This is a genomic window from Caulobacter sp. 10L414, from assembly GCF_056395525.1.
Window position 1 is genome coordinate 63953 of record NZ_JBFTJR010000007.1, and the last position, 25548, is coordinate 89500.

Here is a 25548-nt window from a genome sequence, read left to right on the forward strand (position 1 = left end):
ACCGGTGGCGGACGTGGCGATGAGGGGCGGCTTCAAGCGCGATCTGCGGCGCTGGCGCCGTCGTTCGCGCGTGGTCCGCAGCGCGCGCCTGCTGCTGCCGGTGGCCATCGTCGGCCTGCTGGGGGCGGCGACCGGCCAGGTGATCTGGCGCACCGTGACCGCCGCCGAGCGTGGTCCCGAACGGCCCCAGGCCCAGATCCGCATGCTCAATCCGCGCTTCTACGGCCAGTCCAGCGAAGGCCGCGCCTTCCTGATCACCGCCCGTTCGGCGATCCGCGACGACGCCGACCTCAAGCGCGTGCTGCTGGACGACCCGACCTTGACCCTGGGCACCGACGAGCCCAAGCCCACGCGGGTCACCGCCAAGAACGGCGTCTATCGCGAGGACAATCTCAAGCTGGTGCTGCGCGGCGACGTGCGCATGGACGACGGCGGCGGCTATCGCTTCGCGTCGGACGAGGCTTTCGTCGACACCAAGACCGGCGTGATCACCGGTGAAACCCTGCTGCAGGGCGAAGGCCCCACAGGACAGGTGAAATCCAACGCTTATTCCGTATATGACAAGGGCGACCGCATCGTTTTCCGGGGCGGCGTGAAAACGCGCCTGGACCGCGTCGACGGCGACGGGAACTAGAGGACGATGCGACAGATGAGGGCGAGGTCGATGAAACGAGCAATGGCGGTCGCTATCGCCGCGAGCCTCCTGGGCGGCCTGACGGCCGCTCCGGCCCTGGCGCAGAACAGCTCCAGCGCCCCGGTCGACATCTCGGCCGACGAGCAAGAGACCATCTCCAGCCAGTGCAAGACGATCTTCCGCGGCGCCGTCGAGGTGCTGCAGGAGACCTCGCGCCTGCGCGCCGCCAAGATGACCCTCTACAATCAGAAGAAGGCCAAGACCGGCGACGGCAGCGGCTGCGGCAACGTCGACCGGGTCGAGGCCGAGGGCGAGGTGTTCTACGTCACGCCCAAGCAGACCGTGCGCGGCGACCGGGCGACCTACGACTACGCCTCCAACACCATCGTGGTGACCGGCAACGTCATCGCCATCCAAGGCCAGGACGTGGCCCGCGGCGATCGCATGGTGGTCAACACCAAGACCAACGACGTGCGGATGGAATCCACCACCAAGGGCGCGGGCAAGAAGAACCGCGTGCGCGCCGTGGTCTATCCGAGCACCTCGGACGACGCCAACAAGCCCAAGCCCTGAGAGCCCTGATGCAGTTCAACACTCTGGGCGGCGGCGCGACCGAGGACGGTCTCTATGTCGACGGCGTCGGCAAGACCTTCGGCGACCGGCCGGTGGTCAAGAACGTCTCGCTGCGCCTCAAGCGCGGCGAGGTGGTCGGCCTGCTGGGCCCCAACGGCGCGGGCAAGACCACGACCTTCTACATGGTCACCGGCCTGATCGCCGCCGACTACGGCGCGATCTATCTCGACGGCGAGGACATCACGGCCCAGCCGATGTTCCAGCGCGCCCGCCTCGGCGTCGGCTACCTGCCGCAGGAAGCCTCGATCTTCCGCGGCATGACGGTCGAGCAGAACGTCATGGCCGTGGTCGAGATGCGCCAGAAAAACCAGCGCGTGGCCCGCGAGACGGTGACCAACATCCTCGAGGAGCTGCGGATCACCCACATCCGCAAGTCGCCGGCCGTGGCCCTGTCGGGCGGCGAGCGTCGCCGCGTCGAAATCGCCCGCGCCCTGGCCAGTGAGCCGTCGTTCATGCTGCTGGACGAGCCGTTCGCCGGCATCGACCCGCTGGCGATCTCCGACATCCGCGAGGTCGTGAACTACCTCAAGAACCGCGGCATCGGCATCCTGATCACCGACCACAACGTCCGCGAGACGCTGGACATGGTGGACCGGGCCTCGATCATCGCCGCCGGCGAGGTGCTGTTCGAAGGCTCTCCCAAGGAGATCGTCGACAACCCCGAAGTGCGCCGGGTTTACCTGGGCGACAGCTTCGCCGACCGGTCTTAAACGGTTCGGACAGGATTGCGGCGCCGTCCAGGCGCGCGCCGACCTTGAGAAAGGCCTTGCCCAGCAAGGCCTTTTTCTTTTTTCGCGGACGGATGGTCGCACCGGCCCGATATTTGCAGGCGTTCGCGCCCCGTTAACCAGACCGGCCTTTCAATGGCGATCGTAACTTCCGTTCGATTTGCCAGGAGGGCGCGTTGGCGCTCAGCCCCAGACTCGATATCCGGCAGGGCCAGGGCCTTGTCATCACTCCGCAACTGCAGCAGGCGATCAAGCTTCTGCAGCTGTCGAACATCGAGCTGGAAGCCTTCGTCGAGGCCGAGCTCGAACGCAATCCGCTGCTGCAGCGCGACGACAGCGACCGCGAGGTCGAGCGCGACGGCGAGCCCGACCGCGCCGTCGAGAACCTGGGCATGGAGAGCGTCTCGGACGCCTCGGCCAATCGCGAGATGGATGCGCCCGGCGACGACGTCTCGCCCGGCGAGCGCGCCACGGGCGATGGCGAGGGCTTTGGCGCCGAGCACGCCGGCGGCCAGATCGACTGGTCGCGCGCCGGCGGCGGCGGCAGCTTCGAGGGCGACGACAATTTCGAAGGCGCCCTGAACCGTTCCGAGACCCTGGCCGAGCACCTGAACGGCCAACTGCTGCTGGCCGGCCTGTCGCCCGCCGACGAGGCCATCGCCGCCATCCTGATCGACGCCGTCGACGCCGCCGGCTACCTGCGCGCCGATCTGTGGGAGATCGCCGAGCGCCTGGGCTGCGGGTTCGACCGCGTCGAGGCCGTGCTCAAGGTCGTCCAGGGCTTCGAGCCCTGCGGCGTGGCCGCCCGCGACGTGCGCGAGTGCCTGGAGCTGCAGCTGCGCGACGCCAACCGCTACGATCCGGCCATCGCCGCCCTGCTCGACAATCTCGACCTGCTGGCGCGCCGCGACCTTGCCGCCTTGCGCAAGATCTGCGGCGTCGACGACGAGGACCTGCGCGAGATGATCGCCGAGGTCCGCGGCCTGACGCCCCGTCCGGGCGCGGCCTTCCACAGCGATCCGCCCCAGACCCTGGTGCCCGACGTCCATGTGCGCGAGGGCCTGGGCGGCATGTGGCATGTCGAGCTGAACACCGACACCCTGCCGCGCGTGCTGGTCGACCAGCGCTATCACGCCCGCGTCTCCAAGGGCGCGCGCAGCGACCAGGAAAAGACCTTCGTTTCCGACAGCTTCGCCAGCGCCAACTGGCTGGTCAAAAGCCTCGACCAGCGGGCCAAGACCATCCTCAAGGTGGCCAGCGAGATCGTGCGCCAGCAGGACGGCTTCCTGGCCTATGGCGTCGAGCACCTGCGGCCGCTGAACCTGAAGACCGTCGCCGACGCCATCGGCATGCACGAGAGCACGGTCAGCCGGGTCACCTCCAACAAGTACGTGTCCACCCCGCGCGGGGTGTTCGAGCTGAAGTTCTTCTTCACCTCGGCCATCCAGTCGTCGGAGGGCGGCGAGGCTCACTCGGCCGCCAGCGTGCGCCACAAGATTAAGGGCCTGGTCGACGCCGAGAAGACCGAAGGCGACGTCCATTCCGACGACCGCATCGTCGAGATCCTCAAGGCCGCGGGCGTCGACATCGCCCGCCGCACGGTCGCCAAGTACCGCGAGGCCATGCGCATCCCCTCGTCGGTCGAGCGCCGCCGCCTGATCAAGGAAACCGCCTAGCCGGCGCGCGCCCCGTCGAACAGCGACGTTTTCGCGCAAGCGGATTCGTCTCGTCCTGCGTTATACCTCCCTGTCGAAACAGGGCCGGGAATGAGCGACGAGAAGCTGTCAGACGTGATCGAGGGGTTCGGCGAGGACCCGCGCCCGGTGCTGACCGTCCGCCAGATGCTGGACGCCTTCGACAGCCGCGCCTTCGGGGCCACGCTGCTGGTGTTCGGCCTGCTCAACTGCCTGCCGCTGCCGCCGGGCTCGTCGACGCTCCTGTCGCTGCCGATTCTGCTGCTGGCCCCGCAGATCGCCTGGGGCGCCAATGCGCCGTGGCTGCCGCGCGGCGTGCTGGAAAAACCCCTTAAGCGCGACGACCTAAGGGGGCTTTTCAGGCGCATCACGCCGGTTCTGCGCCGCCTGGAGGTGGTGACGCGGCCAAGGCTGGGCTTTCTGTTCGCGGCGGGCGGCGAGCGCTTCATCGGCGTGGTCTGCACCCTGCTGGCGCTGGTGCTGGTGCTGCCGATTCCCCTTGGAAATCTGGCCCCTGGCGCGACCGTGGCGGTTCTGGCCCTGGCCCTGCTGCAGCGCGACGGCCTGCTGGCCCTGCTCGGCTACCTGATGGCGACCGCCAGCGCCGCGCTGCTGTTCCTCAGCGCCGGTGTCGTGACCGCCGCCGTCAAGAGGCTGATCGGGGTCTTTTCGGGACTCTTCTGAGGCCCTTTTGCTCCCGCTTGACACCGCCCCCAGACCGGCGCGTTGATAGGGCATGCAAGTCCAAATCTCCGGCAAGCATGTCGACGTTGGTGAGGCTCTGCGAGCGCGAGTCGCCGACGAAATCGCCCTGAGCATCGGCAAGTATTTCGACCGAGGCGGTGACGCCGACGTCGTGATCAGCAAGGAGGGCTACGCCTTCCGTGTCGATTGTTCGGTAAAGCTGGCTTCGGGCCAGCAGCTTCTGAGCCACGGCTCCGGCGGCGACGCCCACATGGCGTTCGACCAGGCCCTGGCCAAGATCGAGACGCGCATAAGGCGCTACAAGCGACGCCTGAAGAGCCATACCGAGGCGGCGACCGCCAAGCAGGCCGAGAACGCCGCCTTCTACGTGCTGCGCGCGCCCGAGGACGACCACGAGGACGAGGACTGGTCGATCGAGGAGAACCACCCCGCCGGCGCCCCGTCGGCCATGGTGATCGCCGAAACCCAGGCCTCGCTGAAGACGATGACCGTTTCCATGGCTGTCATGGAACTGGACTTGACCGAGTCCCAGGCAATCGTGTTTAGGAACGCCGCCCACGGCGGATTGTCGGTGGTCTACCGCCGGCCGGACGGAAATATCGGCTGGATCGACCCCGAGCGCACCAAGTCGCTGAACGGAAACGGCTCGACCTTGAGCTAGCTGGAGCCTAAGCGGTCCCGGCGCGTTTCGGGACCGCGGCGGCCGAGCTTTCGGCGGCCGGTATAGAGCGAGCTAGTTGAAGTCCATGACTATCGGCGATCTTCTGGACCACGGGGCGGTGACGCTGCGCGTCAGCGCCAAGGACAAGCGCCAGGTTCTCGGCGTCATCGCCGACTTCGCCGGCCGTGTGCTCGGCATCGATTCCGACATCGCCCTCGACGGGCTGATCGAGCGTGAGGCGGCCGGTTCGACCGGCGTCGGCCAGGGCGTGGCCCTGCCGCATGCCCGCGTGCCGGGCCTGGACCGGGTGCGCGCCGTTTTCGTGCGCCTGGAGACCCCCGTGGCCTTCGACGCGCTGGACGACAAGCCGGTCGACCTGTTCCTGGCCCTGTTCGCCCCGCCCGAGGCCAACACCCAGCACCTGCGGGCGCTGGCCCGCGTCTCGCGCATGCTGCGCCAGCCCGAACTGCGCGAGCAGCTGCGCCAGGCCCGCTCGGCCGACGCCGTGCACGTGCTGCTGGCCCGCGAGACCGCGACCCCGACGGCGGCTTAAGGCCCCCTCCGGCCCTTCGGTCTACCTCCCCCAGAGGGGGAGGATCCATGCGCCCAGATGCTCCCCCTCTGGGGGAGCTGTCGGCGAAGCCGACTGAGGGGGTCTCGTCAGCGCGCGAAGATGCTCCGCGTCAGGCAGGAGAAGACCAGGCGCCCAGCCTCGTCGAGCAGGTCCTGCTGGGCGATGACGATGCCCTTGCCCTCGCCGACCGGATCCTTGCCCATCACCGTCATGCGTCCGCGCAGCAGTTCGCCGGCCGGCGGGTTGCGCAGCCAGCGCAGGGCGTCGACGCCCACCCGCTTGGTCTGCGGCCAGTCGGCGCTGGCCTCGGCGTCCAGGCGGGTCCAGATCGCGAAGACCATGGCGTCCGGCGCGCCCAGCGACGGGTCCCAGCCGGGCTGGAAGGCGGCGATGAAGACGTCCAGCGCCTTCTCGTCCACCACCGTCGCGCCCAGCGTCACCACCTGGCCGATCTGGATCTCGTCGAACGATGCGGGCACGCGTGCTCTCCTGTCGAAGCAGGTGACGACCTGACCACGGCGCCTTGAAGGTTGTCGAGAGCGCGCGCACGGGCCATGTGTCATCGCGAAGTTTCTTTGCAAGGTCGCCGATGCTGTTGCGCAGGTTGTTCGCCGCCGTCCTGGCCCCGCTGGCCCTTCTCGCCGCCGCCGCCTCGCCCGCAAGCGCCGAGGTGGTCAAGACCGGCCATATCGAGGTCGAGCTGGTTTCGCAGGAGGCCGCCGCCGTGCCCGGCTCGACGGTGTTCGTGGCCCTGCGCCAGAAGATCCAGCCCCACTGGCACACCTACTGGCGCAATCCCGGCGACGCGGGCGACGCCACCAAGATCGTCTGGACCCTGCCCGCGGGCTGGACCGCCGGCGACATCGTCTGGCCGACGCCCGAGCGCGTGCGGGTCGGGCCGCTGCAGGACTACGCCTATAGCGGCGAGGTGCTGCTGCCCGTGCCGATCACCGTGCCGGCCTCGGCCAAGCCGGGCCAGACCGTGACCCTGCAGGCGGCCGCCGCCTTCCTGGTCTGCGAAGAGATCTGCGTGCCCGAGGACGCGGTGGTGACCCTGTCGCTGCCGGTTGTCGCCGGTCCGGCCAAGCCCGATCCCAAGTGGGGCGAGACGGTCGGCAAGGTGCTGGCCGCCGCCCCCAAGCCCGCCGGCCTGAAGGCCACGTGGAAGAAGGACGGCGAGACTCTGAAGCTGTCGGTGACCGGCGCGGCCCTGAAGGGCGCCGATTTCGCCGAGGCCTACTTCTTTCCCTATTCGGGCAAGGCCATCGACCACGCCGCGCCCCAGACGATCGAACGCGGGCCCGAAGGCCTGACCCTGTCGCTGACCGCCGGCTTCGATTTCGGCCCCGAGGCCACCGAGGCGCCGACCGAGCTGTCGGGCGTGCTGGCCCTCAAGGGCGGCTCCTACGAGATCACCGCCACGCCCGGCGAGACGCCAGCAGGCTCTGTAGGGCTAGGCTCGCTTCCCGCGGCCGGCGCCGGTTCGACCGGCGGCTCGCAGGCCTCCAGCGGCGCTGCGGCCGATGCTTCGGGCGTCGGCGGCCTGCCGGTCGCCCTGCTGTTCGCCTTTCTCGGCGGCCTGATCCTCAATCTGATGCCGTGCGTCTTCCCGGTGCTGTCGATGAAGGCCGCCAGCCTGGCCGCCCACGCCCACGACGCCGGCAAGACCCGCGCCCAGGGCCTGGCGTTCCTCTTCGGCGTCGTGGCCACGTTCCTGGCCCTGGCCGGCCTGCTGATCGCGGTGCGCGCCGGCGGCGAGGCCGTGGGCTGGGGCTTCCAGCTGCAGTCGCCGGCGGTGGTCGCCGTGCTGTCGCTGCTGATGCTGCTGGTGGCGCTGAACCTGTCGGGCGTGTTCGAGGTCGGCGCGGCCGTGCAGGGCGCGGCCGGCGGCGTCTCGGCCGGCTCGGGCCTGGCCGGGGCCTTCCTGACCGGCGCCCTGGCGGTGATCGTCGCCGCCCCCTGCACCGCGCCGTTCATGGCCGGCGCCCTCGGCTTCGCCCTGACCCAGCCGCCGGCCTTCGCCCTGCTGGTGTTCCTGGCCCTGGCGATCGGCTTCGCCGCGCCCTTCGTGATCCTGGCCTTCGCGCCGGGCCTCTTGAAGAAGCTGCCCAGGCCCGGCGCCTGGATGGACGTGCTCAAGCACGCCCTGGCCTTTCCGATGTACGGCGCGGCCGCGTGGCTGGTCTGGGTGTTCAGCCAGCAGGCCGGCGGCATCGCCCTGGCCCTGCTGCTGGCGGCCGCCGTGCTGGTCGCCTTCGCCGCCTGGGCCTATGGCCTGGGCGAGGCCCGCAGGTTCGCCGGCAAGGCCCCGCTGGTCGCCTTCGGCTTCGCGCTTGCGGGTCTCGCCGGCGGCGTCGCCCTGACGGTCGGCGCCTTGAAGGCGCCCGTTCCCGCCGCCGGTCCGCAGGCCGCCGAAGTTGCCGGTCCCGGCCTTGCCGCCGAGCCCTGGAGCCCCGAGCGCGTCGCCACGCTGCAGGCCGAAGGCAAGGTGGTGATGGTCGACTTCACCGCCGACTGGTGCGTGACCTGCAAGGTCAACGAGAAGACCGCCCTGGCCGGCCCGCGCCTGGCCGACGCCTTCAAGGCCCAGAACGCCGTGCTGCTGAAGGCCGACTGGACCAAGCGCGACGCGACCATCGCCGCGGCGCTTGCCGAGCATGGCCGCGCGGGCGTGCCGCTGTATCTCGTCTATCCCAAGGGCGCCGGCGCGCCGGTCATCCTGCCCCAACTCCTGACCGAAGGCCTGGTGATCGAAGCGGTGGAAAAGGCGGCCAAGGGCTGAGCGGTCGACGCTCGCCCGGCGGCGCCGTGCGATCTTCGGTTGCAATGCGAGGCGGGTAGGCGATCGTGAGGGCATGAGCCCGCACGCCTACCTGCTGTTCGTGGCCGCCAGCATCGTCCTGGTGCTCGTGCCCGGACCCGACATGGCCTACATGCTGACCCGCACCCTGGCCCAGGGCGGCGTGCGGGCGTCATGGCCGCGCTGGGGATCAACGCCGGCGCCTATGTGCACCTGGCCGCGGCGGTGGCGGGACTGTCGGCGCTGCTGCTGGCCTCGGCCACGGCGTTCCTGGTCGTCAAATGGGCCGGCGCCGCCTATCTCGTCTATCTCGGCGTGCGCGCCCTGTTCAGCCGGACGGCGACGAGCGAGCTGGCCGGCGGCGAGCTGCGCGGGCGCAGCCTGCGGGCCGTTTTCTGGCAAGGGTTCTGGAGCGACGTGCTCAATCCCAAGGTGGCGGTGTTCTACGTCGCCCTGCTGCCGCAGTTCGTCGAGCCGGCCGCCGGCCATCCGACCGCGCAGCTGATCCTGCTGGGCGTGACCAGCAACGTGCTGGCGATCCTCATCAACCTCGTCCTGGTCGTGCTGGCCGCGCGGCTGACGGCGGGCCTGCGCCGCAACGCCAGAGTGGCGCTGTGGCTGCAGCGGGCCATGGGCGCGCTGTTCGTGGGTCTGGGCCTGCGGCTGGCGGCGGCCAAGGCGGTCGGCTGAGCAAGAGCAGCCGGCGCCCTAGCGCCGGCCGACGGCGTCGCGGATCACCCGGCCGGCCCGAACCCAGGCGACCAGATAGTTCACGGCGTAGAACAGCGCAAACAGCCAGGCGCCGTTGTAGGCGACGTCGCCTTGCGCCGATCCGGCGACCAGGGTGAGCGCGGCAAGGCCGACCGCGAACATCACGCAGGCGGCGAAAAGGTGCAGGCAGTTCAGCCTGTAGCGCAGCACGCGCCCGTCTAGGCCGTGCTCGGTCCAGAAGCGGCCGTGGTTGAAGATGAGCAGGGCTTGCCAGCCTTGCTTGCGCTCCCAGAAGGGCATGTCGAAGGTGACGAGGTCGTGGCCGCGTCGCGCGGGCTGCTTTCTCTGCCGCTCGAGCAGGGTGACGACCCGGTCGAGCGTCGCCGCGTAGGAGACGTTCGGGTTCAGCGGGATCGAGCCCCGCACGGTCCACAGGAAGTCGAGCATGACCCAGGCGTACGACCTGTGGTCAAGCTCGGCAATGGCCGCCGACGGCGCTGGGCGTCACTTCTTCTTGCCGCCCCAGGGCAGGCGTTCCTTCACGCCGTCCATCGGCGTGCGGGTGGTGGTCACCGGCGGCGGGGCGGCGACGACCGGCTTGGGCAGGGGATAGGCTCGCCAGCCGGTCTGGATCAGGGCCTCGAAGCCCTGGCAGCGCGGCATGACCTTGACCGCGCCGGTCCTGGGCTTGGCGAAGGGCGGGGGCTGGTTGACGGCCTGGCGGCGCGGATCGATGAACCGCCAGTCGCCCGGCAGGCCGTAGCCCTTCTCGCCGCCGGTCTTCACCGCCTGGTAGGCCAGGTTGGCCTGGAACGGCTTGACCCCGTAGCGCAGCATGGCGCGCAGGAAGATGGCGTCGGCCTCGGCCCGCTTGCCCGGCTCGCCCACCGCATAGAGCCAGTCGTGGACGATGGCGGCGCGCGCCGTCGGGCCCTGCGGGTCGATGAAGCCCTGGCCGTACCACGGCACGCTTGCGAAGTCGGTGACGTACCAGCGCGGCACGACGATCACCTTGCCCGTCTCGACGTCGCAGTAGGGGAACTCGGCCTCCAGGGTGAAGAGCTTGCGGCCCTCCTTGGACTGGTTGAACAGCATCACCGGCTGCGGCGTCAGCGAGCTGGGCGGGGTCGGGGCGACCACCGGTACGAAGACGGTCGTCTCCTTGGTCGTCGTGCACCCGGCCAGGATCATGCCCAGGGCGAGGGCGGCGGCGAGCGAAAGCTTGGAGGCGAGCGTCATGATCGTGCGGGGCGGGAGGAAAGCGGCGAAGCGATGCCGTCTTCTGGCGGCCGAAATGCGGCGGATCAAGCCTTCAAGGCCAAGCTTGCGGTCGTAAGACAAAGGATTGCGCGTCCGCTGCGCTGTTCCACCGCAGGGCGATCCGTGAGAGCATCTCGCAACACCGGCCATCCCGCTTCCGGAGGTTCCCATGATCACCCGTCGCCTGATCGTCGCCAGCGCCCCGCTGGTCGTGCTCGCTCCCAGCCTGGCGTTCGCCGCGCCCGCGCCGGCTTTCACCGCCAGGGACATCGACGGCAAGACCCGGTCGCTGGCCGAGTTCAAGGGCAAGACCGTCGTGCTCGAATGGGTCAACGAGGGCTGCCCCTATGTGAAGAAGCACTACTCGGGCAACATGCAGGGCCTGCAGCAGGCCGCCACAGCCGACGGCGTGGTCTGGCTCAGCGTCGCCTCCTCGGCCCCCGGCAAGCAGGGCTATTTCGCCGACGGCGCCCAGGCCAAGACCTGGATGAGCGCCAAGGGCGCCAAGCCGACCACCCTGCTGCTCGACCCCGAGGGCGTGGTGGCCACCGCCTACAAGGCCAAGACCACCCCGCACATGTACGTCATCGATCCGGCCGGCCAGCTGGTCTACCAGGGCGCCATCGACGACAAGCCGTCCAGCAAGCCCGAGGACATCGCCACGGCCAAGAACTACGTCGCCGCGGCGCTGTCGGACCTCAAGGCCGGCCGCAAGGTCGCCGTGCCGGCCAGCCAGCCCTACGGCTGCGCGGTGAAGTACAAGGACGCCTGAGGCGCCTTGCGTCCTTCGAGGCCCGCTCTCGCGGGCGCCTCAGGATGAGGAATTCATTGCACTGACATCCTCATCCTGAGGTGCGAGCCGCAGGCGAACCTCGAAGGACGCACTACGCCGCCGGCTGCGGCGGGGCCGTGATCACCTCGACGTTGTCGTTCAGCAGGTAGACCATGTCGCGTAGGGCCTGGTCTTGGGTCTTGACGGTCTTGGCGTCGGCCATGGCCGTCAGTTTCTCGGGCAGGTCCTGGCTGATGCCGCGCAGGATGCACTTCAGGTCGTCGACCGCGCCGCGCTCCTTGAGGGTGACGTGGCCCTTCATGTCCAGCGCCGACAGGGCCTCGATCTCGGCCTTGAAGGCGGCAAAGCCCGGCAGGGCCACGGCCGGGGCGGCGGGATCCTTGGGCAGGGCCTCGCGATAGCCCTCGACGCGGGCCTTCAGGGCGCCGGCGCGCTTGACGATGTCGATGAACAGCGGCTCGCCGGCCACCGACGGCGGGGCCTGGCCGGGCTGCACGACCGCCGGGGCCTGGTTCACCGGCGCCGCCGAACCGGTCGAGGCCAGCCACAGCATGGCGGAAAAGGCGACCGCGTCGCAGGACATCGCAAACTCCTCGCGAAAAACGTCATTGGTATTCATGACGCCGAGACTGACCTTTGGTAATCCCGGGGCCGTAAACGCCGTTTTACTACAAGCGCGGCAGCCGAAAGTGGACGCCGGTTTCGGCGGCCGCCACGCGCCACACAAGACATGGAGACGCTAGTGTCCGATCTCGACGCCGCCTGGACCCGCCTGGAAACCGCCGCCAAGGCCGCCGGGGAGAAGCGCATCGTCGAGTTCTTCGACACCGAGCCCCAGCGCCTGGAAACCCTGACGCTCGACGTCGCCGGCCTGCATCTGGACCTTTCCAAGCAGGCCTGGGACGAGGCCGGCCTGGAGGCCGCGCTCGACCTGGCCCACGCCGCCGGCGTCGAGGCCGCCCGCGCCCGCATGCTGGGCGGCGAGGCGATCAACAGCTCCGAAGGCCGCGCCGTGCTGCACGTGGCCCTGCGGGCCAGGAGCAACGCCGACATCAAGGCCCAGGGCGTTCCGGTGATGGCCGATGTCGAGGTCGTCCGCAGCCGGATGAAGGCCTTCGCCGACGCCGTCCGCTCGGGCGAGATCAAGGGCGCCACGGGCAAGCCCTTCAAGGCGATCCTGCACATCGGCATCGGCGGCAGCGACCTTGGCCCGCGCCTGCTGTGGGACGCCCTGCGTCCGGTGAAGCCCGAAATCGACCTGCGCTTCGTGGCCAATGTGGACGGCGCCGAGTTCCTGCTGACCACGGCCGATCTCGATCCGGAAGAGACCCTGGTGGTGGTGGTCTCCAAGACCTTCACCACCCAGGAGACCATGTCCAACGCCGCCGCCGCCCGCGCCTGGCTGGTCGCGGCGCTCGGTGAAGAGGGGGCCAACGCCCACCTGGCCGCCGTGTCGACCGCGCTCGACAAGACCTCGGCTTTCGGGGTGGCCGACGAGCGGGTGTTCGGCTTCTGGGACTGGGTCGGCGGCCGCTATTCGCTGTGGTCGGCGGTCAGCCTGTCGGTGGCCGTCGCCGCCGGCTGGGACGTGTTCCAGGGCTTCCTCGACGGGGCGGCCGAGATGGACGCCCACTTCGCTTCGGCTCCGCTGGAGAAGAACGCCCCGGTGCTGGTGGCCCTGGCCCAGATCTTCAACCGCAACGGGCTGGACCGTCGGGCCCGCTCGGTCGTTCCGTACTCGCACCGCCTGCGCCGCCTGGCCTCGTTCCTCCAGCAGTTGGAGATGGAGAGCAACGGCAAGTCGGTCGGCCCGGACGGCAAACCCGCCCAGCGCGGCACCGCCACGGTCGTGTTCGGCGACGAAGGCACCAACGTCCAGCACGCCTACTTCCAGTGCATGCACCAGGGGACCGACATCACCCCGATGGAGCTGATCGGCCTGGCCAAGTCGGATGAAGGCCCGGCCGGCATGCATGAGAAGCTGCTGTCGAACCTGCTCGCGCAGGCCGAGGCCTTCATGGTGGGCCGCACCACCGAGGACGTCGTGGCCGAGCTGACCGCCAAGGGTGTCTCGCAAGACGAGATCGCCACCCTGGCCCCGCAACGCACCTTCGCCGGCAACCGCCCCTCGACGCTGGTGCTGCTCGACCGCCTGACGCCCCAGACCTTCGGCGCCCTGATCGCCCTCTACGAGCACAAGACCTTCGTCGAAGGCGTGATCTGGGGGATCAACAGCTTCGACCAGTGGGGCGTGGAGCTGGGCAAGGTGATGGCGAACCGCATCCTGCCGGAACTGGAAGCCGGCGCGGTCGGCCAGCATGATCCGTCGACGGCCGCGCTGATCGAGCGGTTGAAGAAGTAGCCGCCAGCCGGCGGCCCCCTCCGGCCCTCCGGGCCACCTCCCCCAGAGGGGAGGATCTATCGCCGCAGATGCTCCCCCTCTGGGGGAGCTGTCGCGGAGCGACTGAGGGGGCGCCGCGCAGCGGCCGTCAGAACGTCTTGCGCACCCGCAGGCTGACGAAGGTCCTGGGATCGATGTCGCGGACTTCCTGGTAGCGCACCGGACGGGTGACGCGGTCGGCATAGACCGTGCGGGTGACGACGAAGTCGTCCCAGACGTTCAGCTGGGCGCGGATGGCCAGGGTGTTGGTCGGCTTGTACTCGGCGAAGGCCTCGTAATAGGCCGCGCCGCGCCACTTGTTGGTCTGGTCGGGGTCGTAGGTGCCCTGGCCCAGCAGCGGCAGCCAGTTGATCCCCCACTGCACCTGGCCGCGCATCAGGTCCTGCTGGAAGCCGATGTTGGCCTGGGTCGGGCGCACCTGCGAGATCGGGCGGTCCTTGTGGTCGGTCGGGTCGGTGACGTGGGTCTCGTTCCAGTCGTTCTTGAAGGTCAGGCGGCCGCCCTTCACGCCCAGCTTGTCGGTGGGCACGACGATGTTGAGCGACAGTTTGTCGAGCGTGCCGTCGCCGATGTTGCCGGTCGCCGACAGGCCGCCGGGCAGGGGCAGGCGGTCGATGACGCCGATGATCTCGTCGTGGCGCCAGCCGATCGACACCACGCCCTCGCCCCAGAAGCGGCGCTCGTAGGTCAGCTCCGAGATCCAGCGCTGCTCGGGCTCCAGGTCGACATTGCCGCCATAGACCGTGCCGTCGCCGAATTCGGCCGAGGCGGCGAAGTCGCCGAAGTCCAGCTGGCCCAGTTCGCGCTCGAGGCGGAAGCGCAGCTGGTGGTCGGCCTTGGGCGTCCAGGTCGCCTGGAAGCGGGGCTTGGCGTAGAAGAAGCTCTTCTCCTGGTCGGCGTCGCCGGCCTGGCTGATCGTCGAGGTCTCCAGCCGCAGGCCGCCCTCCAGGGTCAGCTTGGGGTTCACCCGCCAGGTGGTCTTCAGGAACGCCTCGCCGCGCGTCTCCTCGACCTTGACCGAGGCCGAGGGCAGGGGGACCGCCGCGCCGCCCACCGAATAGGCCTGCTTCACGTCGAGCATGTTGTAGGCGACCTCACCGCCGAACTCGAAGGTCAGGCCGGGCCGGCGCTCGTGGCGGAGGGTGGCGCGCAGGATGGACTCCGAGGAGTCGCCCTCGGCCCCGAACAGCTCCTGCGGGCTGACCGCGCCGCTGAGCGTGGCGTCGCTGGTGGCCTCGCTGTCGAACTTCTCGAACTCGTGCATCACCCGGGTTTCGAGGTTCCAGCGCGGGGCCAGGGGGCGGCTGTAGGTCAGGCCCAGCTCCCCCGAGCGGGTGTCTTCTTCATAGGCGGTGCGGCGCTTGGAGGTCGGCGAGGTCAGTTCCTGCCAGTCTTGCCAGTCGTTGACGCCGTAGCGGGCGGTGGCGTCGATCTTGCCGCCGGCCAGCGGGCCGGCGTAGTTGCCGCGGATCGAGCGGCCGCCGCCGTAGCCGTCGTTCAGGAAGGCCTCGTCGCGCAGCACCGCGCCGCTGCCGTCGCGGCGCACCGAGCGGCCCGCGCCGTTGGAGTCGCTGCTGCTGGTGCCGTCCGACAGGGTGACGCCCCAGCTCTTGTCGCCGTCGCGGGCGGTGAACTGGTAGGAGCCGCCCCACACGTCGTGGCCGCCGTCGAAGATCTGGCTGTTGAGGGTCAGGATCGACTGGCGGACCGCGCCCTTCTTGAGGATCACGTTGGCCACCACGCCATAGCCCTGCATGTCGATGCCGGGCGCGCCGCCGCGGATCAGCTCGATGCGCTCGACCTGGCTGGCGGGCGTGCGTTGCAGGACGTTGGAGCCGGTCTCGGCCTTGGAGGCGGGGCGGTTGTTGTTGACCAGCACGTTGCCGACCGCGCCCTCGAAGCCGCGCGTGCCGGCGCCGTCGTTGAGCACGAAGCCGGGCAGGCGGTTGACCATGTCCAGCGCGGTGTTGGGGCGCAGGCTGGCGAAGAAGTCCGGCACGAAGATCAGCACACCCTTCTGGGTCGCGTCGTCCAGCGGCGCTTCGCTGGTCGGGCCGGTCGGAACCGGCGTCTGGGCGGCTTGCGCGCTGTCGGCGGCCTGGGCCGCGCCGGCGGCGAGCAACATGAAGGCGGCGGTGGCGAACAACACGGACTTGGACATGAACTTTCCCCTCAATCCCGGGGAAGGTCTTGCCGCTGGTCGCTCGCGACCTCAAATTAAACGCCTGAAAGGTGGATTAAATATACGAAATCATTACGGGAAATTTATGTTCCTGGGTGATCTCGCGGGGGCGCTTCGCGGCGATATATTCGATCTTCGCTGACGAGTACTTTGGGGAATGGGTTTGGCGATCTTGCGTAATGTCCTGGCCGTGTTGCTCGCGATCATCGGCGGGTTCTTCGCCTTCCTCGGCTAGGCGATCCGGCCCTCCCCGCTTTCGCGGGGAGGCTCGGTGGATTCCGACAGGCGGCCGCTCCCATCACCGCTTGCGATAGATCTCCGCCTCGATGATCCCCAGCGCGCCGCCGGCCTTGACCTTCTCGGCCCCGGTGTCGAAGCCGGCCTTGGCGCCGGTGATCTCGACGATCTTGCCGAAGCCGTCGCGGTCGGCGGTGGCGCCGGTCAGGGCGATGCGCAGGCGCGAGCCCTTGGCGGCCTTCAGCGGCAGGGTCACGTAGCCCAGGCTCTTGGGCGCCTCGCCCTCGTAGACGACCTTGCCGTCAAGGGTGATGCGCAGCGGATAGGAGCGCAGGCGCCAGCCGATCAGCTTCAGCGTGACCTCGTCGACCGTCTGGGCCTTGGCCAGGCGGTACTCGATCCAGGCGTTCTCCAGCTTGCCGTCGCTGGCCCAGTGGGTGGCCTCGTCGTCGTCGACGGTGGCGCCGGCCTTGTCGGCGTTCGAGCCCGCGGTGATCTCCACGGCCTTCAGCGTATCGCGACGGACCTTGAAGGCCGGGGTCGAGGGCGTGGGGCCGCGCGCCAGGCTAACGGGCAGGAGCGGCGCCTCGCCGGAAGCGGCCACGGCGTCGAGGGTCAGCGTGGCGGGCTTCAGGCCCTCGGCCTTGGCGGTGACGACCACCTGGCCGGCCGCCAGGGTCGAGCGCAGGGCCACGCGATTGATCCCGCCCTCCACCGGCAGGGCCTTGGCCAGGATGTAGTTGTCGTCCTTGCGGTTGGAGCCGGCGTACTGGGTCACCGCATCGACGCCGGCCGGGCCCTTGGTCACCGGCTCGCCCGAGGCCGAGACCGGCGTGTCGGTCGGCTTGGCGCTGCTCCTGGAGTCGCCCTGGGCGATGCCGCCGCGCCATTCGGCCGGCCCGGCCACGTCGAAGCTGACCATGTCCAGCGCCGTCGGCACGCGCCGGCCCTGCGCGTCGACGGCTTCGACGTCCACGAGCGCGATGTCGGCCGCGTCGGCCTTCCAGCCGCCCGGACCGGTGCGCGGGGTCAGGCGCAGGGCGACCGCCGGACCGGTGGTGACCCGCTCGTCGCGGGCCGTTTCCTTGCCCTTGGCGTCGCGGGCGATGGCGACCAGCGTCCCGGGGGCGTAGGCCACGCCCTTGAAGGTGAAGAGGAAGCCGTCCGACTTCTCGCCCTTGCCCAGCGACCTGCCGTTCAGCACCAGCTCGACGCTGTCGGCGCTGGAGACCACCTGCACGTCCTTCACCACGCCCGGCGCATAGTTCCAGTGGCCGACGATGTGGGCGCGCGGCTTCTCGACGTCGACCCAGCCGTCCCACATCACCTGGTGGGCGAAGAAGCCCTCCTTCCTGATGCGCATGGCGTCCACCTCGCCGCTGCGGCGATAGTTGTTGTCGCCGCGGAAGTGGGTGTTGCTGTCGGAGAAGATGATGTTGACCCCGCCGGCGCTGACCCGATCGCCGCCGCCGGGGCGCTCGCGCCAGTAGTCGAACCAGCGGCGCACGGTCTCGGCGACCATGCTGTCCTGGTTGCGGTTGTAGTCGGGGCTGTCGGCGTGGAACGGCGGGGTGAAGGCGTCCTGGAACTTCCGCGCGGACTCGTCGCGCGAATACTCCATGGCCCACATCGGCTTGCCGGCGCTCTTGTTGATGTAGAGCATCTCGCCGCCGTACTCGGCGACCTTGCTGTCGAGCATCTCGCGCGAGCCGATGGCGCGGCCGCCGTGCGGGTCCAGCCGGTCGCGCACGGCCTTCAGCTGGGCCATGTGGTCCTCGCTGATGTTCTCGTTGCCGCCCTCGTAGAAGATGATCGACGGGTTGTTGCGGAAGGCGACGATGGCGTCGGCCATGGCCTCGACCCGCTGGTCCCAGCGGCGCCCGGAAACATCGCTTTCGGCGTCGCCGGCCGGCATGGCCTGCATCAGGCCGACGCGGTCGGCGCTTTCCACGTCCTGGCGGGCCGGGGCGATGTGCATCCAGCGCACCAAGTTGCCGCCGCTTTCCACCATCAGGCCGTTGGAGAAGTCGCTGATCCACGGCGGGATGTTGGTTCCCAGGGCCGGCCACTCGTTGCTGGTGCGTTGGGCGTAGCCGTGCACCTGGATGGCCCGGTCGTTGAGGAAGACGGTTCCGTTCTTGAACTCGGTCTTGCGGAAGCCGGTGCGGGTCAGGGCGCTGTCGACGACCTTGCCGTCCTCCACCAGCTCGGTGGTCACCGCGTAGAGATAGCCGTAGCCCCAGCTCCAGAAATGCAGGTCCGAAAGGCGCTGGCTGGCGGAGACCGTTTTCGTCTCGCCCGGCGCGATGGTCACCGCCGGGGCGGTGAACTGACCGGCCGGCTTGCCGTCGACGTCCTTGAGCGTCACCCGATAGGCGAAGGTGCGGGGGCGGGCGGCGTCGTTGCGCACCTGGCTTTCGGCGTGGATGGTGGCCGCCCGGCCCTTGATGTCGAACTGGTCGGCCCAGACATAGACGCCGGTGGTGCCCAGGCTCGTGTACAGCGGCAGGGTCTGGTGCAGGTCGCCGGTCAGGCGCAGCCGCACCGCGCGGTGGATGCCGCCGTAGTTCACATTGAAGTTGTTGTTGTTCCACTGGAAGCCGCTGCCGGTGGCGCGCTCCTTGTACTTCCAGTCGTTGTCGACCCGCACGGCGATGACGTTCACGAACGGGGCCGGCTTCAGCAGCTTCGTCGCGTCCACCCCGAAGGCGGTGGCGCCGTTCTCGTGGCCGCCGGCCCGCACGCCGTTGACGAAGACCTCGCCGGCCTGGCGCACGCCCTCGAAGTCGAGGATGGCGCGGCCGCCCACCGCCGGGCCCTGGTCGGCCGGCAGCACGAAGCGCTTGCGGTACCAGGTGATCCCGGTCGAGTGCTCGTGGATGTCACGCGAGAACGCCTCGTCCTCGTTGAAGGCGCGGGGCAGGGTGACCGGCTTCCAGGCCGCGTCGTCGAACGCCGCGTCCGATGCGCCCGCAAGGTCGCCCGTGGCCATGCGCCAGCCGTCGTTGAACGGCGTCTCGCCCGCCAGGGACGGGCCGGCGGCCAGGGCCAGCAGGCTGGCGGCCCCCAAAAGCGTCAGCGAACGGGTCAGCGGGCGTCGCATGGACCTCTCCCTATATTGGTCAGGCCAATTTATCGTTGGGTGGAGATGTGGCTTGACCGATGCGTGCTGTCAAGTCGATGCGCGTTGTGGGTGGCGTCACCGCCGCGCCTGCGCTATACGCCGCCGCGATGACCCGCACGCCGCACCACCACGGCCACCACCACCATCCGACCTCGCCTCGCGGGATCGGCCGGGTCCGCACGCTCTAAAGCCGAGCGACCCAGCCAGAGCCCCGCCTAGCGGATGGGGCTTAAGTGCAAGCGCCATCCGTCGAAGCCTAGAGATCTCTAAGGACCGACGATGACCGACGCTTCCGACGACACCAAGAACCAGGACTTCCGCCCCGAGGCCCGCGCCCCGCGCGGCTTCGCCGACAAGCGCGCCCGCGACCTGCGCGCCGAAAAGTCGATCCTCGAGGCCGTCTCGGCCGTCTACGAGCGCTACGGCTTCGAGGCGCTCGACACCGGGGCCTTCGAATATGCCGACGCGCTGGGCAAGTTCCTGCCCGACAGCGATCGCCCGAACGAAGGCGTCTTCGCCCTGCAGGACGACGACGACCAGTGGATGGCGCTGCGCTACGACCTGACCGCGCCGTTGGCCCGGTTCGCCGCCCAGAACTGGGAAACCCTGCCCAAGCCCTTCCGCCGCTACGCCTTCGGTCCGGTGTGGCGCAACGAGAAGCCCGGCCCGGGCCGCTTCCGCCAGTTCATCCAGTGCGACGCCGACACCGTCGGCTCGGCCCGCCCGGAAGCCGACGCCGAGATCATCGCCATGGCCGTCGAGGGCCTGGAGGCCGCCGGCCTGCCGCGCGGCGCGGCGGTGCTGAAGATCAACAACCGCAAGCTCCTCAACGGCCTGCTCACCCAGGCCGGCGCCGCCAGCGAAGGCCAGAAGCTGGCCGTGCTGCGCGCGGTCGACAAGCTCGACCGCCTGGGCGTCGACGGCGTGCGGCTGCTGCTGGGTGAGGGCCGCCTGGACGACAGCGGCGACTTCACCAAGGGCGCGGGCCTGGCCGGCAAGGCCATCGACTCGGTGCTCGACTTCGTCCAGGCGGGTGTGGGCGGTCGTTCGGCCACCCTCAACAACATCGCCAAGGTCGTGGCCGGTTCGGCCGAGGGCGACGAGGGCCTGGAAGAGCTGGCCAAGATCGACGCGGCCCTGACCAGCCTGGGCGTCGCCGACGACCAGGCGATCATCGATCCGTCGATCGTGCGCGGCCTGGAATACTACACCGGCGCGGTGTTCGAGGCCGAACTCCTGCTCAGCACCACCGACGAGAAGGGTAACAAGGTCACCTTCGGCTCGATCGGCGGCGGTGGTCGCTATGACGACCTGGTGGCCCGCTTCACCGGCCAGCCGGTGCCGGCCACGGGCTTCTCGTTCGGCGTCTCGCGCCTGGCGGCGGCCCTGCGGGCGGCCGGCCGCGAGCCGGCTTCGGCCGCGCGCGGTCCTGTCGTGATCATCAATTTCGACCAGGCCCACATGGGCGAGTACTTCGCCGTCGCCGGCCAGCTGCGCGCGGCGGGCATCCCGGCCGAGGTCTATCTGGGAACCTCGGGCATGCGCCCGCAGATGAAGTACGCCGACCGCCGCCTGTCGCCGGCCGCCATCATGCTGGGCGGCGACGAGATCGCCGCCGGCACGGTGACGATCAAGGACCTGGACCTGGGCCGCGAGCTGGCCTCGGGCGTCGCCGACAACGCCGCCTGGAAGGCCGAGCGTCCCGGCCAGCAGACCATCCCGCGCGGCGATCTGGTCGCCGCCGTCAAGAAGATCATCGGGGGCTGATCCGTTGAGGCTAGAGCGTTCCATCCCGGCGGAGGCGCTCGACGCCATCCGCGCTCCGTTCCTTCTCGCGGGGGCCGTCCCGACCGACGCCCCGGTGCTGCAGCCGCTGGGCCTGCTGCTGGACCTGGCCGGCGAGGCCATGCGCTCGCGGCTGTTCGTCGTCTCCGGCGACGGCGGCGACGAGGCCTGCCTGCGTCCCGACTTCACCGTCGCCGTGGCCCGCCAGCACCTGTCCTCGGGCGCGGCGGCCGGTCGCTATCTCTATGAAGGCAAGGCCTTCCGCGTGGCCCCGCGCGGCAGCGACCGGGCCGAGGAATTCCTGCAGATCGGCGTCGAGGCCTTCGAGGCCGCCGATCCGGTGGCCGCCGACGCCGAGATCGCCGCCCTAGCCTGGGCCGGCGCCGCGGCCGGCGGTCGCGACGACCTGACCCTGCTGCTCGGCGACGTTGGTTTGTTCGCCGCCTTCGTCGACAGCCTTGATTTGACCCCGCCATTGGGCGCGCGGCTGAAGCGCACCTTCTCGCGTCCGCGTCAGCTGAAGGCCGAGCTCGAGGGCGAGGCCGCTCCGTTGGTCTCCAGCGAGCGCAGCCGCATCGCCGCCCTGCTGGCCGGCCTGCCCGAAGCCGAGGCCGCCGCGGTGCTGCAGGAGCTGTGGTCCCTGGCCGGCATCGAGCCGGTCGGCGGTCGTCGTCCGGCCGAGATCGCCCATCGCCTGGTCGAGAAGGCCGAGGTGGTGAAGGCCGGCCGCCTGTCGGCGCAGCAGGCCGACAAGGTTCGCGCCTTCCTGGCCGTCGGCGACGCGCCGGACGCCGCGCTTGACGCCATCGCCGCCCTGGCCGGTCCCAATCGCGCCCCGCTTGACGCCGCCATCGAGGGCTGGCGCAAGCGCTTGGCCGGCATGGTCGCGCGCGGCGTGCCGATCGAGCGCATCCGCCTGAACGCCGCCTTCGGGCGCGCCTTCGGCTATTACGACGGCTATCTCTTCGAGGTGCGCAGCGCCGCCCTCGGCGAGGAACGCCCGGTCGCCGCCGGCGGCCGCTACGACGGTTTGCCCGCCCGCCTGGGCAGCGAGACCAAGACCGGGGCCGTGGGCTGCATGGTGCGCCCGGCCCGCGCCTATGCCGGAGGCGGCGAATGACCGCGCAGACCCCCATGATCTTCGCTATCCCCTCCAAGGGCCGCCTGAAGGAACAGGTCGAGGCCTGGCTGGCCGAATGCGGCTTCCGCGTCGAGATGACCGGCGGCGCGCGCGGCTATTCGGCCGAGCTTTCGGGCCTGCCCGGCGTGTCGGTGCGGCTGCTGTCGGCGGGCGACATCGCCGCCGGTCTCGACAGCGGCGACCTGCACCTAGGGGTCACCGGCGAGGACCTGCTGCGCGAGCGCGGCGACGACATGGACAGCCGGGTGATGCTGCTGCGCGCCCTGGGCTTTGGCCGCGCCGACCTGGTGGTGACCGCGCCCAAGAGCTGGCTCGACGTCGACACCATGGCCGACATCGACGAGGTCGGGCACCTGCACCTGGCCAAGACCGGCCGTCGCCTGCGTGTGGCCACCAAGTACGTCACCCAGACGCGGGCCTTCTTCGCCCGTCATGGCGTCGCCGACTATCGCATCGTCGAGAGCAGCGGCGCCACCGAGGGCGCGCCGGCCGCGGGCGCAGCCGAGCTGGTGGTCGACATCACCACCACCGGCGCCACCCTGGCCGCCAACGGCCTGAAGGTGCTGTCCGACGGCGTCATCCTGAAGAGCCAGGCCCAGCTGACCGCGTCGCTGGTCACGCCGTGGACGGAGGGGCAGCTGGATTGCCTGGCCCGCCTGCTGTCGGTGGTCGAGGCCAAGGGCCGGGCGCGGACGCTCGCCACCCTGGTCTGGCCGGCCGAACAGGACGCCGCCGGCCAGGCCGCGGTCGCGCCGTTCGTCGAGGCCGGCGGCTCGCGCCGGGCCAACGGCGCCCTGCTGGCGACCAGCGACCTGTTCGCCGCCGCCGCGGCCCTGGCGCAAGCGGGAGTCGAGCCGGTCACGGTCTCGCGTCCCGACTACGTGTTCGAATCCCGCTCGGCGGTGCTGGAGGCTCTCAAGGGGCGTCTGAAGGGCTGATATTTGACAAGTATGTCAAAAATTACCGAACCAAACGGTGATTAGTTTGACTTAGGCGTCCAAACTACGGGTTTGATGTCAAAAAAACGTCGAACCCCTTATGGAATCTAGATCGTTGCCGTTGACACGATCTCGGTTTTGCCGTTTTCTGACTGGGCAAGAGAGAAACGGGTCCACAGAGAACCCCCTCTCTTCGGCGTTTCGGGGAGGAAACGCCCGCCTAGATCGAATGATCGAGAAATAGCCAGACCCGCTGCGTTTATCCCCCGCAGCGGGTCTTGGTGTATCTGGGCCCTGGTTTTCATTTTCGACAAAAGAGTCAAAAATGACGAACGCGCGTTTGAGCGCGACCGTTGTTGGTTCGCGCGTGCTTGCGTCTCATTCGTCATCCCGGGAGGAGGGCCGCGTAGCGGACCGTAGACGCAGGACCCAGGGGACTGGGCGCGACGCTTGAACCATCCTTCCAAGCCGTGGCCGACGCCCCTGGGTCCCGGCTCTTCGCTGCGCTCCGGTCGGGATGACGCGCGTTGGGGCGACTACGCCGTCAGGTTCAACGACCAGATCTGGTCGACCAGGTCCTGGCCGAACCGCCGGCAGGGCGTCTCCTCGATCACCTGGAAGCCGGCCTGCTGATAGAGCCTGCGGGCCGCGCTCAGGGTCGTGACGGTCCACAGGTCCAGCCGCTGGTAGCCGAGCGTCCGGGCGCGGGCGACGCAGGCCTCTACCAGCATCCGGCCCACGCCCATGCCGCGGGCGTCAGGCTCCACATAGAGCAGCCGCAGCTTGGCGGCGCCGGGCGTCTCGCCGCGCACGAGGAAGATCGAGCCGACCATCGCGCCGTCGGCCTGGGCGATCCAGGCGTCGTCCTTGGCCGGATCGAAGCTCTGGTGGAACCTGGCGACGATCTCGGCGATCAGGGCCTCGTGGTCGCGGCCCCAACCGTATTCACCGGCATAGAGCAGCCCCTGGCGGGCGACGACCATGCCCAGGTCGCCGGGCTCCAGCCCGCGCAGCCTCGCCACCGGCGGGGCGTCGTCCTCGAACACCGCGGTGATGTCGCGCGCCGCCGCCAGCAGGCGGGCGCGGCGCAGCGGATGCAGCCCGTCGATCAGGCCGCCGACGCTGGCCTTGGTGTTGGCCTCCAGGGTCGCGAAGGCCGAGCGGCCCTCGTCGGTCAGCGACAGCAGCTGGTGGCGGCCGTGGGCGGGGTTCTCGCGCGTGGTGACCAGGCCGCGTTCGGCGAAGCGCTTGAGGGTGCGGCTGACCTGGGCGGGATCCAGGCCCAGAGCCCGGACGATCTCGGCCGCCACCGGATCGGTGCGCGCGGCCAGCTCGTACAGCACGCGGGCCTCGCTCAGCGTGAAGGGGCTGCCGTCATAGTTGGCGTCCAGCAGGCCCAGCCGGCGGGTGTAGGTGCGGTTGAAGGCCCGCAGGGCGGCGACGTCCTGGTCGTGCTGGCTGGTCATGGCGACTCCGATGTTGACGGAGTCAATATTCTTTCATGTTGACTGAGTCAATAACACGGGCAGCTACAGCCCCAGACCCTCGACCGACCGTTCCGCCAGCTTCGCGGTCGCCGCCGGGCTGATGGCCACGGCCTTGCGGGCGTCGAGGTCGAAGGTGATGGCGCTGACGGTCGAGGTTCCGAAGGGTTGGCCGGTGTCGGGGTTCAGCAGCCAGTGGGCGCAGCGCATGACCCGGCCTTCGCTGCCGATCAGGCCCGAGCGCACTTCCAGCCGATCGCCCAGTCGCGGCCAGGCCAGATAGACGATGCGGTACTCCAGCACGGCCCCGCCCACCCGACCGGGCGGCGGCTCGGCCGTCTCGGCGACGATGTCGCGCAAGGGGGCGATGAAGGCGCCGATGCCGTCGGACACCCGGCCGATGAACTGTTCGGCCCGCATCCGTCCGAAGGCGTCGCACTCGCCGGTCGACAGCGCGCCCAGGCTGATGCGGGTCAGGCCAAGATCGTCTGCCCGGGCGAGCGAGGCCTGGGGTATGGCGGGCGAAAGGTCGACGCTGCGGGCCTGGGCGCGCTCGGGAACCTCGACCTTCAGCGTCTCGGCGCGTTCACGGACGATCGTCGGCCAGGGGAAGGCCTCGCCCTCGCGCGGGGTCACGTGGGCCACGGTGGTCTGGAAGGTCGCCGCCAGTTCGCCGGTGGCCGAATGGACCAGCAGCTGCAGCAGCCTGGCCTCGGTCTCGCCGATCTCGATCACCCCGCCCAGCATGTGCAGCGGCGCGCCGGCGTGGGCTTCCTTCAGGAACCGGATGTGGTGTTCGCGGACCACCAGGGTGGCGTTGGCGTGCGGGGTGAAGGCGTGGGGCAGGCCCATCTCGGCGGCCAGCCCGACCAGCCCCTCCATCGCCCGGACGACGTAGAAGCGCACGTTCATGTGCCCCATCTCGTCGCAGTCCCAGGTGTTGACCCCGCCGCGCCAGATCTCGACGCCGGGCAGTTCCGGTATGGGGGTCATGTGGGCTTCCTCGTTTCGAGGTCAGCCTAGACGGCTTTTCCGCGCCGCCGCAATCGCGGGGCGCCGGCGC

Annotated in this window: 22 protein-coding genes and 1 pseudogene; 15 read left to right on the forward strand and 8 right to left on the reverse strand. The window is 69.8% G+C overall.

Going from position 1 to position 25548, the window contains the following annotated elements; translation table 11 throughout:
• Window positions 1-4 precede the first annotated feature (4 nt).
• The 7 genes from lptC to ptsN all read left to right on the forward strand — a co-directional run bounded on the left by lptC (window position 5) and on the right by ptsN (window position 5608).
• A complete protein-coding gene (gene lptC, locus AC1DCG_RS04205) occupies window positions 5-634 on the forward strand; it encodes an LPS export ABC transporter periplasmic protein LptC (protein ID WP_477030283.1) in 630 nt (209 codons plus the stop codon).
• Between the two features lie 42 nt (window positions 635-676).
• Window positions 677-1207 (forward strand): LptA/OstA family protein, encoded by a 531-nt coding sequence (locus tag AC1DCG_RS04210; protein WP_240903439.1) that lies wholly within the window; start codon window positions 677-679, stop codon window positions 1205-1207.
• Between the two features lie 8 nt (window positions 1208-1215).
• A complete protein-coding gene (lptB, locus tag AC1DCG_RS04215; RefSeq protein ID WP_165258867.1) occupies window positions 1216-1977 on the forward strand; it encodes an LPS export ABC transporter ATP-binding protein in 762 nt (253 codons plus the stop codon).
• A gap of 194 nt (window positions 1978-2171) precedes the next feature.
• Window positions 2172-3671: an RNA polymerase factor sigma-54 gene (gene rpoN, locus AC1DCG_RS04220; protein WP_477030284.1), complete on the forward strand. Its 1500-nt coding sequence runs from the start codon at window positions 2172-2174 to the stop codon at window positions 3669-3671.
• Between the two features lie 90 nt (window positions 3672-3761).
• Window positions 3762-4373, forward strand: coding sequence for an exopolysaccharide biosynthesis protein (locus AC1DCG_RS04225; protein ID WP_165258870.1), 612 nt, complete (start codon window positions 3762-3764; stop codon window positions 4371-4373).
• A gap of 52 nt (window positions 4374-4425) precedes the next feature.
• Window positions 4426-5055 carry a ribosome hibernation-promoting factor, HPF/YfiA family gene (gene hpf / locus AC1DCG_RS04230; RefSeq protein ID WP_165258871.1) on the forward strand — a complete coding sequence of 210 codons (630 nt, stop codon included), beginning with the start codon at window positions 4426-4428 and terminating at the stop codon, window positions 5053-5055.
• Between the two features lie 85 nt (window positions 5056-5140).
• Entirely contained in the window at window positions 5141-5608 is a 468-nt protein-coding gene (gene ptsN, locus AC1DCG_RS04235) for a PTS IIA-like nitrogen regulatory protein PtsN (RefSeq protein WP_165258971.1), read from the forward strand.
• A gap of 107 nt (window positions 5609-5715) precedes the next feature.
• Here the strand turns inward: ptsN and AC1DCG_RS04240 are convergent, their stop codons facing one another.
• On the reverse strand, window positions 5716-6108 hold the full coding sequence (locus tag AC1DCG_RS04240; protein WP_165258872.1) for an acyl dehydratase: 393 nt from the start codon (window positions 6106-6108) through the stop codon (window positions 5716-5718).
• A 110-nt stretch (window positions 6109-6218) separates the two neighbouring features.
• On the opposite strand from AC1DCG_RS04240, the gene AC1DCG_RS04245 reads away from it, so the two are divergent.
• Together AC1DCG_RS04245 and AC1DCG_RS04250 are read left to right on the forward strand one after the other, a co-directional pair.
• Entirely contained in the window at window positions 6219-8411 is a 2193-nt protein-coding gene (locus tag AC1DCG_RS04245) for a protein-disulfide reductase DsbD family protein (protein WP_477030285.1), read from the forward strand.
• A gap of 186 nt (window positions 8412-8597) precedes the next feature.
• A pseudogene (locus AC1DCG_RS04250) lies at window positions 8598-9119 on the forward strand (LysE family translocator); the annotation flags it as partial.
• Window positions 9120-9137: 18 nt separating this feature from the next.
• Here AC1DCG_RS04250 and AC1DCG_RS04255 read toward each other — a convergent pair.
• Together AC1DCG_RS04255 and AC1DCG_RS04260 are read right to left on the reverse strand one after the other, a co-directional pair.
• A complete protein-coding gene (locus AC1DCG_RS04255; RefSeq protein ID WP_477030286.1) occupies window positions 9138-9587 on the reverse strand; it encodes a hypothetical protein in 450 nt (149 codons plus the stop codon).
• 57 nt (window positions 9588-9644) lie between these two features.
• Window positions 9645-10331 carry a DUF1353 domain-containing protein gene (locus AC1DCG_RS04260; protein WP_477030290.1) on the reverse strand — a complete coding sequence of 229 codons (687 nt, stop codon included), beginning with the start codon at window positions 10329-10331 and terminating at the stop codon, window positions 9645-9647.
• Between the two features lie 238 nt (window positions 10332-10569).
• On the opposite strand from AC1DCG_RS04260, the gene AC1DCG_RS04265 reads away from it, so the two are divergent.
• On the forward strand, window positions 10570-11172 hold the full coding sequence (locus AC1DCG_RS04265; protein ID WP_477030287.1) for a redoxin domain-containing protein: 603 nt from the start codon (window positions 10570-10572) through the stop codon (window positions 11170-11172).
• Between the two features lie 112 nt (window positions 11173-11284).
• Here AC1DCG_RS04265 and AC1DCG_RS04270 read toward each other — a convergent pair whose 3' ends face one another.
• Complete coding sequence (locus tag AC1DCG_RS04270) at window positions 11285-11776, reverse strand: hypothetical protein (RefSeq protein ID WP_477030288.1); 492 nt, start codon at window positions 11774-11776, stop codon at window positions 11285-11287.
• A 159-nt stretch (window positions 11777-11935) separates the two neighbouring features.
• Between AC1DCG_RS04270 and pgi the strand changes: the two genes are divergently transcribed.
• Window positions 11936-13555: a glucose-6-phosphate isomerase gene (gene pgi, locus AC1DCG_RS04275; protein ID WP_477030289.1), complete on the forward strand. Its 1620-nt coding sequence runs from the start codon at window positions 11936-11938 to the stop codon at window positions 13553-13555.
• A gap of 127 nt (window positions 13556-13682) precedes the next feature.
• Here pgi and AC1DCG_RS04280 read toward each other — a convergent pair whose 3' ends face one another.
• Together AC1DCG_RS04280 and AC1DCG_RS04285 are read right to left on the reverse strand one after the other, a co-directional pair.
• The gene (locus tag AC1DCG_RS04280) at window positions 13683-15755 is read right to left on the reverse strand and encodes a TonB-dependent receptor plug domain-containing protein (protein ID WP_477030926.1); all 2073 of its coding nucleotides are present in this window, start codon (window positions 15753-15755) and stop codon (window positions 13683-13685) included.
• Window positions 15756-16074: 319 nt separating this feature from the next.
• A complete protein-coding gene (locus tag AC1DCG_RS04285; protein ID WP_477030925.1) occupies window positions 16075-19116 on the reverse strand; it encodes a DUF4982 domain-containing protein in 3042 nt (1013 codons plus the stop codon).
• A 59-nt stretch (window positions 19117-19175) separates the two neighbouring features.
• Between AC1DCG_RS04285 and AC1DCG_RS04290 the strand changes: the two genes are divergently transcribed.
• From AC1DCG_RS04290 to hisG, 4 genes are all read left to right on the forward strand, one after another.
• On the forward strand, window positions 19176-19325 hold the full coding sequence (locus tag AC1DCG_RS04290; protein WP_165258885.1) for a hypothetical protein: 150 nt from the start codon (window positions 19176-19178) through the stop codon (window positions 19323-19325).
• Window positions 19326-19416: 91 nt separating this feature from the next.
• Window positions 19417-20904, forward strand: coding sequence for a histidine--tRNA ligase (gene hisS / locus AC1DCG_RS04295; RefSeq protein ID WP_477036862.1), 1488 nt, complete (start codon window positions 19417-19419; stop codon window positions 20902-20904).
• A complete protein-coding gene (locus AC1DCG_RS04300; RefSeq protein WP_477036863.1) occupies window positions 20867-22042 on the forward strand; it encodes an ATP phosphoribosyltransferase regulatory subunit in 1176 nt (391 codons plus the stop codon). Before hisS ends, AC1DCG_RS04300 begins: the two co-directional genes overlap by 38 nt.
• On the forward strand, window positions 22039-23001 hold the full coding sequence (gene hisG, locus AC1DCG_RS04305) for an ATP phosphoribosyltransferase (protein ID WP_477030923.1): 963 nt from the start codon (window positions 22039-22041) through the stop codon (window positions 22999-23001). Before AC1DCG_RS04300 ends, hisG begins: the two co-directional genes overlap by 4 nt.
• 536 nt (window positions 23002-23537) lie before the next feature.
• On the opposite strand, the gene AC1DCG_RS04310 is transcribed toward hisG, so the two are convergent.
• Together AC1DCG_RS04310 and AC1DCG_RS04315 are read right to left on the reverse strand one after the other, a co-directional pair.
• Window positions 23538-24467: a bifunctional helix-turn-helix transcriptional regulator/GNAT family N-acetyltransferase gene (locus AC1DCG_RS04310; RefSeq protein ID WP_477030922.1), complete on the reverse strand. Its 930-nt coding sequence runs from the start codon at window positions 24465-24467 to the stop codon at window positions 23538-23540.
• Between the two features lie 63 nt (window positions 24468-24530).
• Entirely contained in the window at window positions 24531-25478 is a 948-nt protein-coding gene (locus tag AC1DCG_RS04315) for a thioesterase family protein (RefSeq protein WP_477030921.1), read from the reverse strand.
• Window positions 25479-25548 lie beyond the last annotated feature (70 nt).

What these genes read in the sequence shown, in the direction of transcription:
- AC1DCG_RS04280 (WP_477030926.1), bottom strand. Translation starts at nt 15,755, where the DNA reads ATGTCCAAGTCCGTGTTGTTCGCCACCGCCGCCTTCATGTTGCTCGCC.
- AC1DCG_RS04265 (WP_477030287.1), top strand. Translation starts at nt 10,570, where the DNA reads ATGATCACCCGTCGCCTGATCGTCGCCAGCGCCCCGCTGGTCGTGCTC.
- AC1DCG_RS04255 (WP_477030286.1), bottom strand. Translation starts at nt 9,587, where the DNA reads ATGCTCGACTTCCTGTGGACCGTGCGGGGCTCGATCCCGCTGAACCCG.
- AC1DCG_RS04210 (WP_240903439.1), top strand. Translation starts at nt 677, where the DNA reads ATGGCGGTCGCTATCGCCGCGAGCCTCCTGGGCGGCCTGACGGCCGCT.
- hisS (WP_477036862.1), top strand. Translation starts at nt 19,417, where the DNA reads ATGACCGACGCTTCCGACGACACCAAGAACCAGGACTTCCGCCCCGAG.
- hpf (WP_165258871.1), top strand. Translation starts at nt 4,426, where the DNA reads ATGCAAGTCCAAATCTCCGGCAAGCATGTCGACGTTGGTGAGGCTCTG.
- AC1DCG_RS04270 (WP_477030288.1), bottom strand. Translation starts at nt 11,776, where the DNA reads ATGTCCTGCGACGCGGTCGCCTTTTCCGCCATGCTGTGGCTGGCCTCG.
- lptB (WP_165258867.1), top strand. Translation starts at nt 1,216, where the DNA reads ATGCAGTTCAACACTCTGGGCGGCGGCGCGACCGAGGACGGTCTCTAT.
- AC1DCG_RS04260 (WP_477030290.1), bottom strand. Translation starts at nt 10,331, where the DNA reads ATGATCCTGGCCGGGTGCACGACGACCAAGGAGACGACCGTCTTCGTA.
- AC1DCG_RS04315 (WP_477030921.1), bottom strand. Translation starts at nt 25,478, where the DNA reads ATGACCCCCATACCGGAACTGCCCGGCGTCGAGATCTGGCGCGGCGGG.
- AC1DCG_RS04285 (WP_477030925.1), bottom strand. Translation starts at nt 19,116, where the DNA reads ATGCGACGCCCGCTGACCCGTTCGCTGACGCTTTTGGGGGCCGCCAGC.
- AC1DCG_RS04290 (WP_165258885.1), top strand. Translation starts at nt 19,176, where the DNA reads ATGCGTGCTGTCAAGTCGATGCGCGTTGTGGGTGGCGTCACCGCCGCG.
- AC1DCG_RS04225 (WP_165258870.1), top strand. Translation starts at nt 3,762, where the DNA reads ATGAGCGACGAGAAGCTGTCAGACGTGATCGAGGGGTTCGGCGAGGAC.
- AC1DCG_RS04310 (WP_477030922.1), bottom strand. Translation starts at nt 24,467, where the DNA reads ATGACCAGCCAGCACGACCAGGACGTCGCCGCCCTGCGGGCCTTCAAC.
- hisG (WP_477030923.1), top strand. Translation starts at nt 22,039, where the DNA reads ATGACCGCGCAGACCCCCATGATCTTCGCTATCCCCTCCAAGGGCCGC.
- AC1DCG_RS04245 (WP_477030285.1), top strand. Translation starts at nt 6,219, where the DNA reads ATGCTGTTGCGCAGGTTGTTCGCCGCCGTCCTGGCCCCGCTGGCCCTT.
- ptsN (WP_165258971.1), top strand. Translation starts at nt 5,141, where the DNA reads ATGACTATCGGCGATCTTCTGGACCACGGGGCGGTGACGCTGCGCGTC.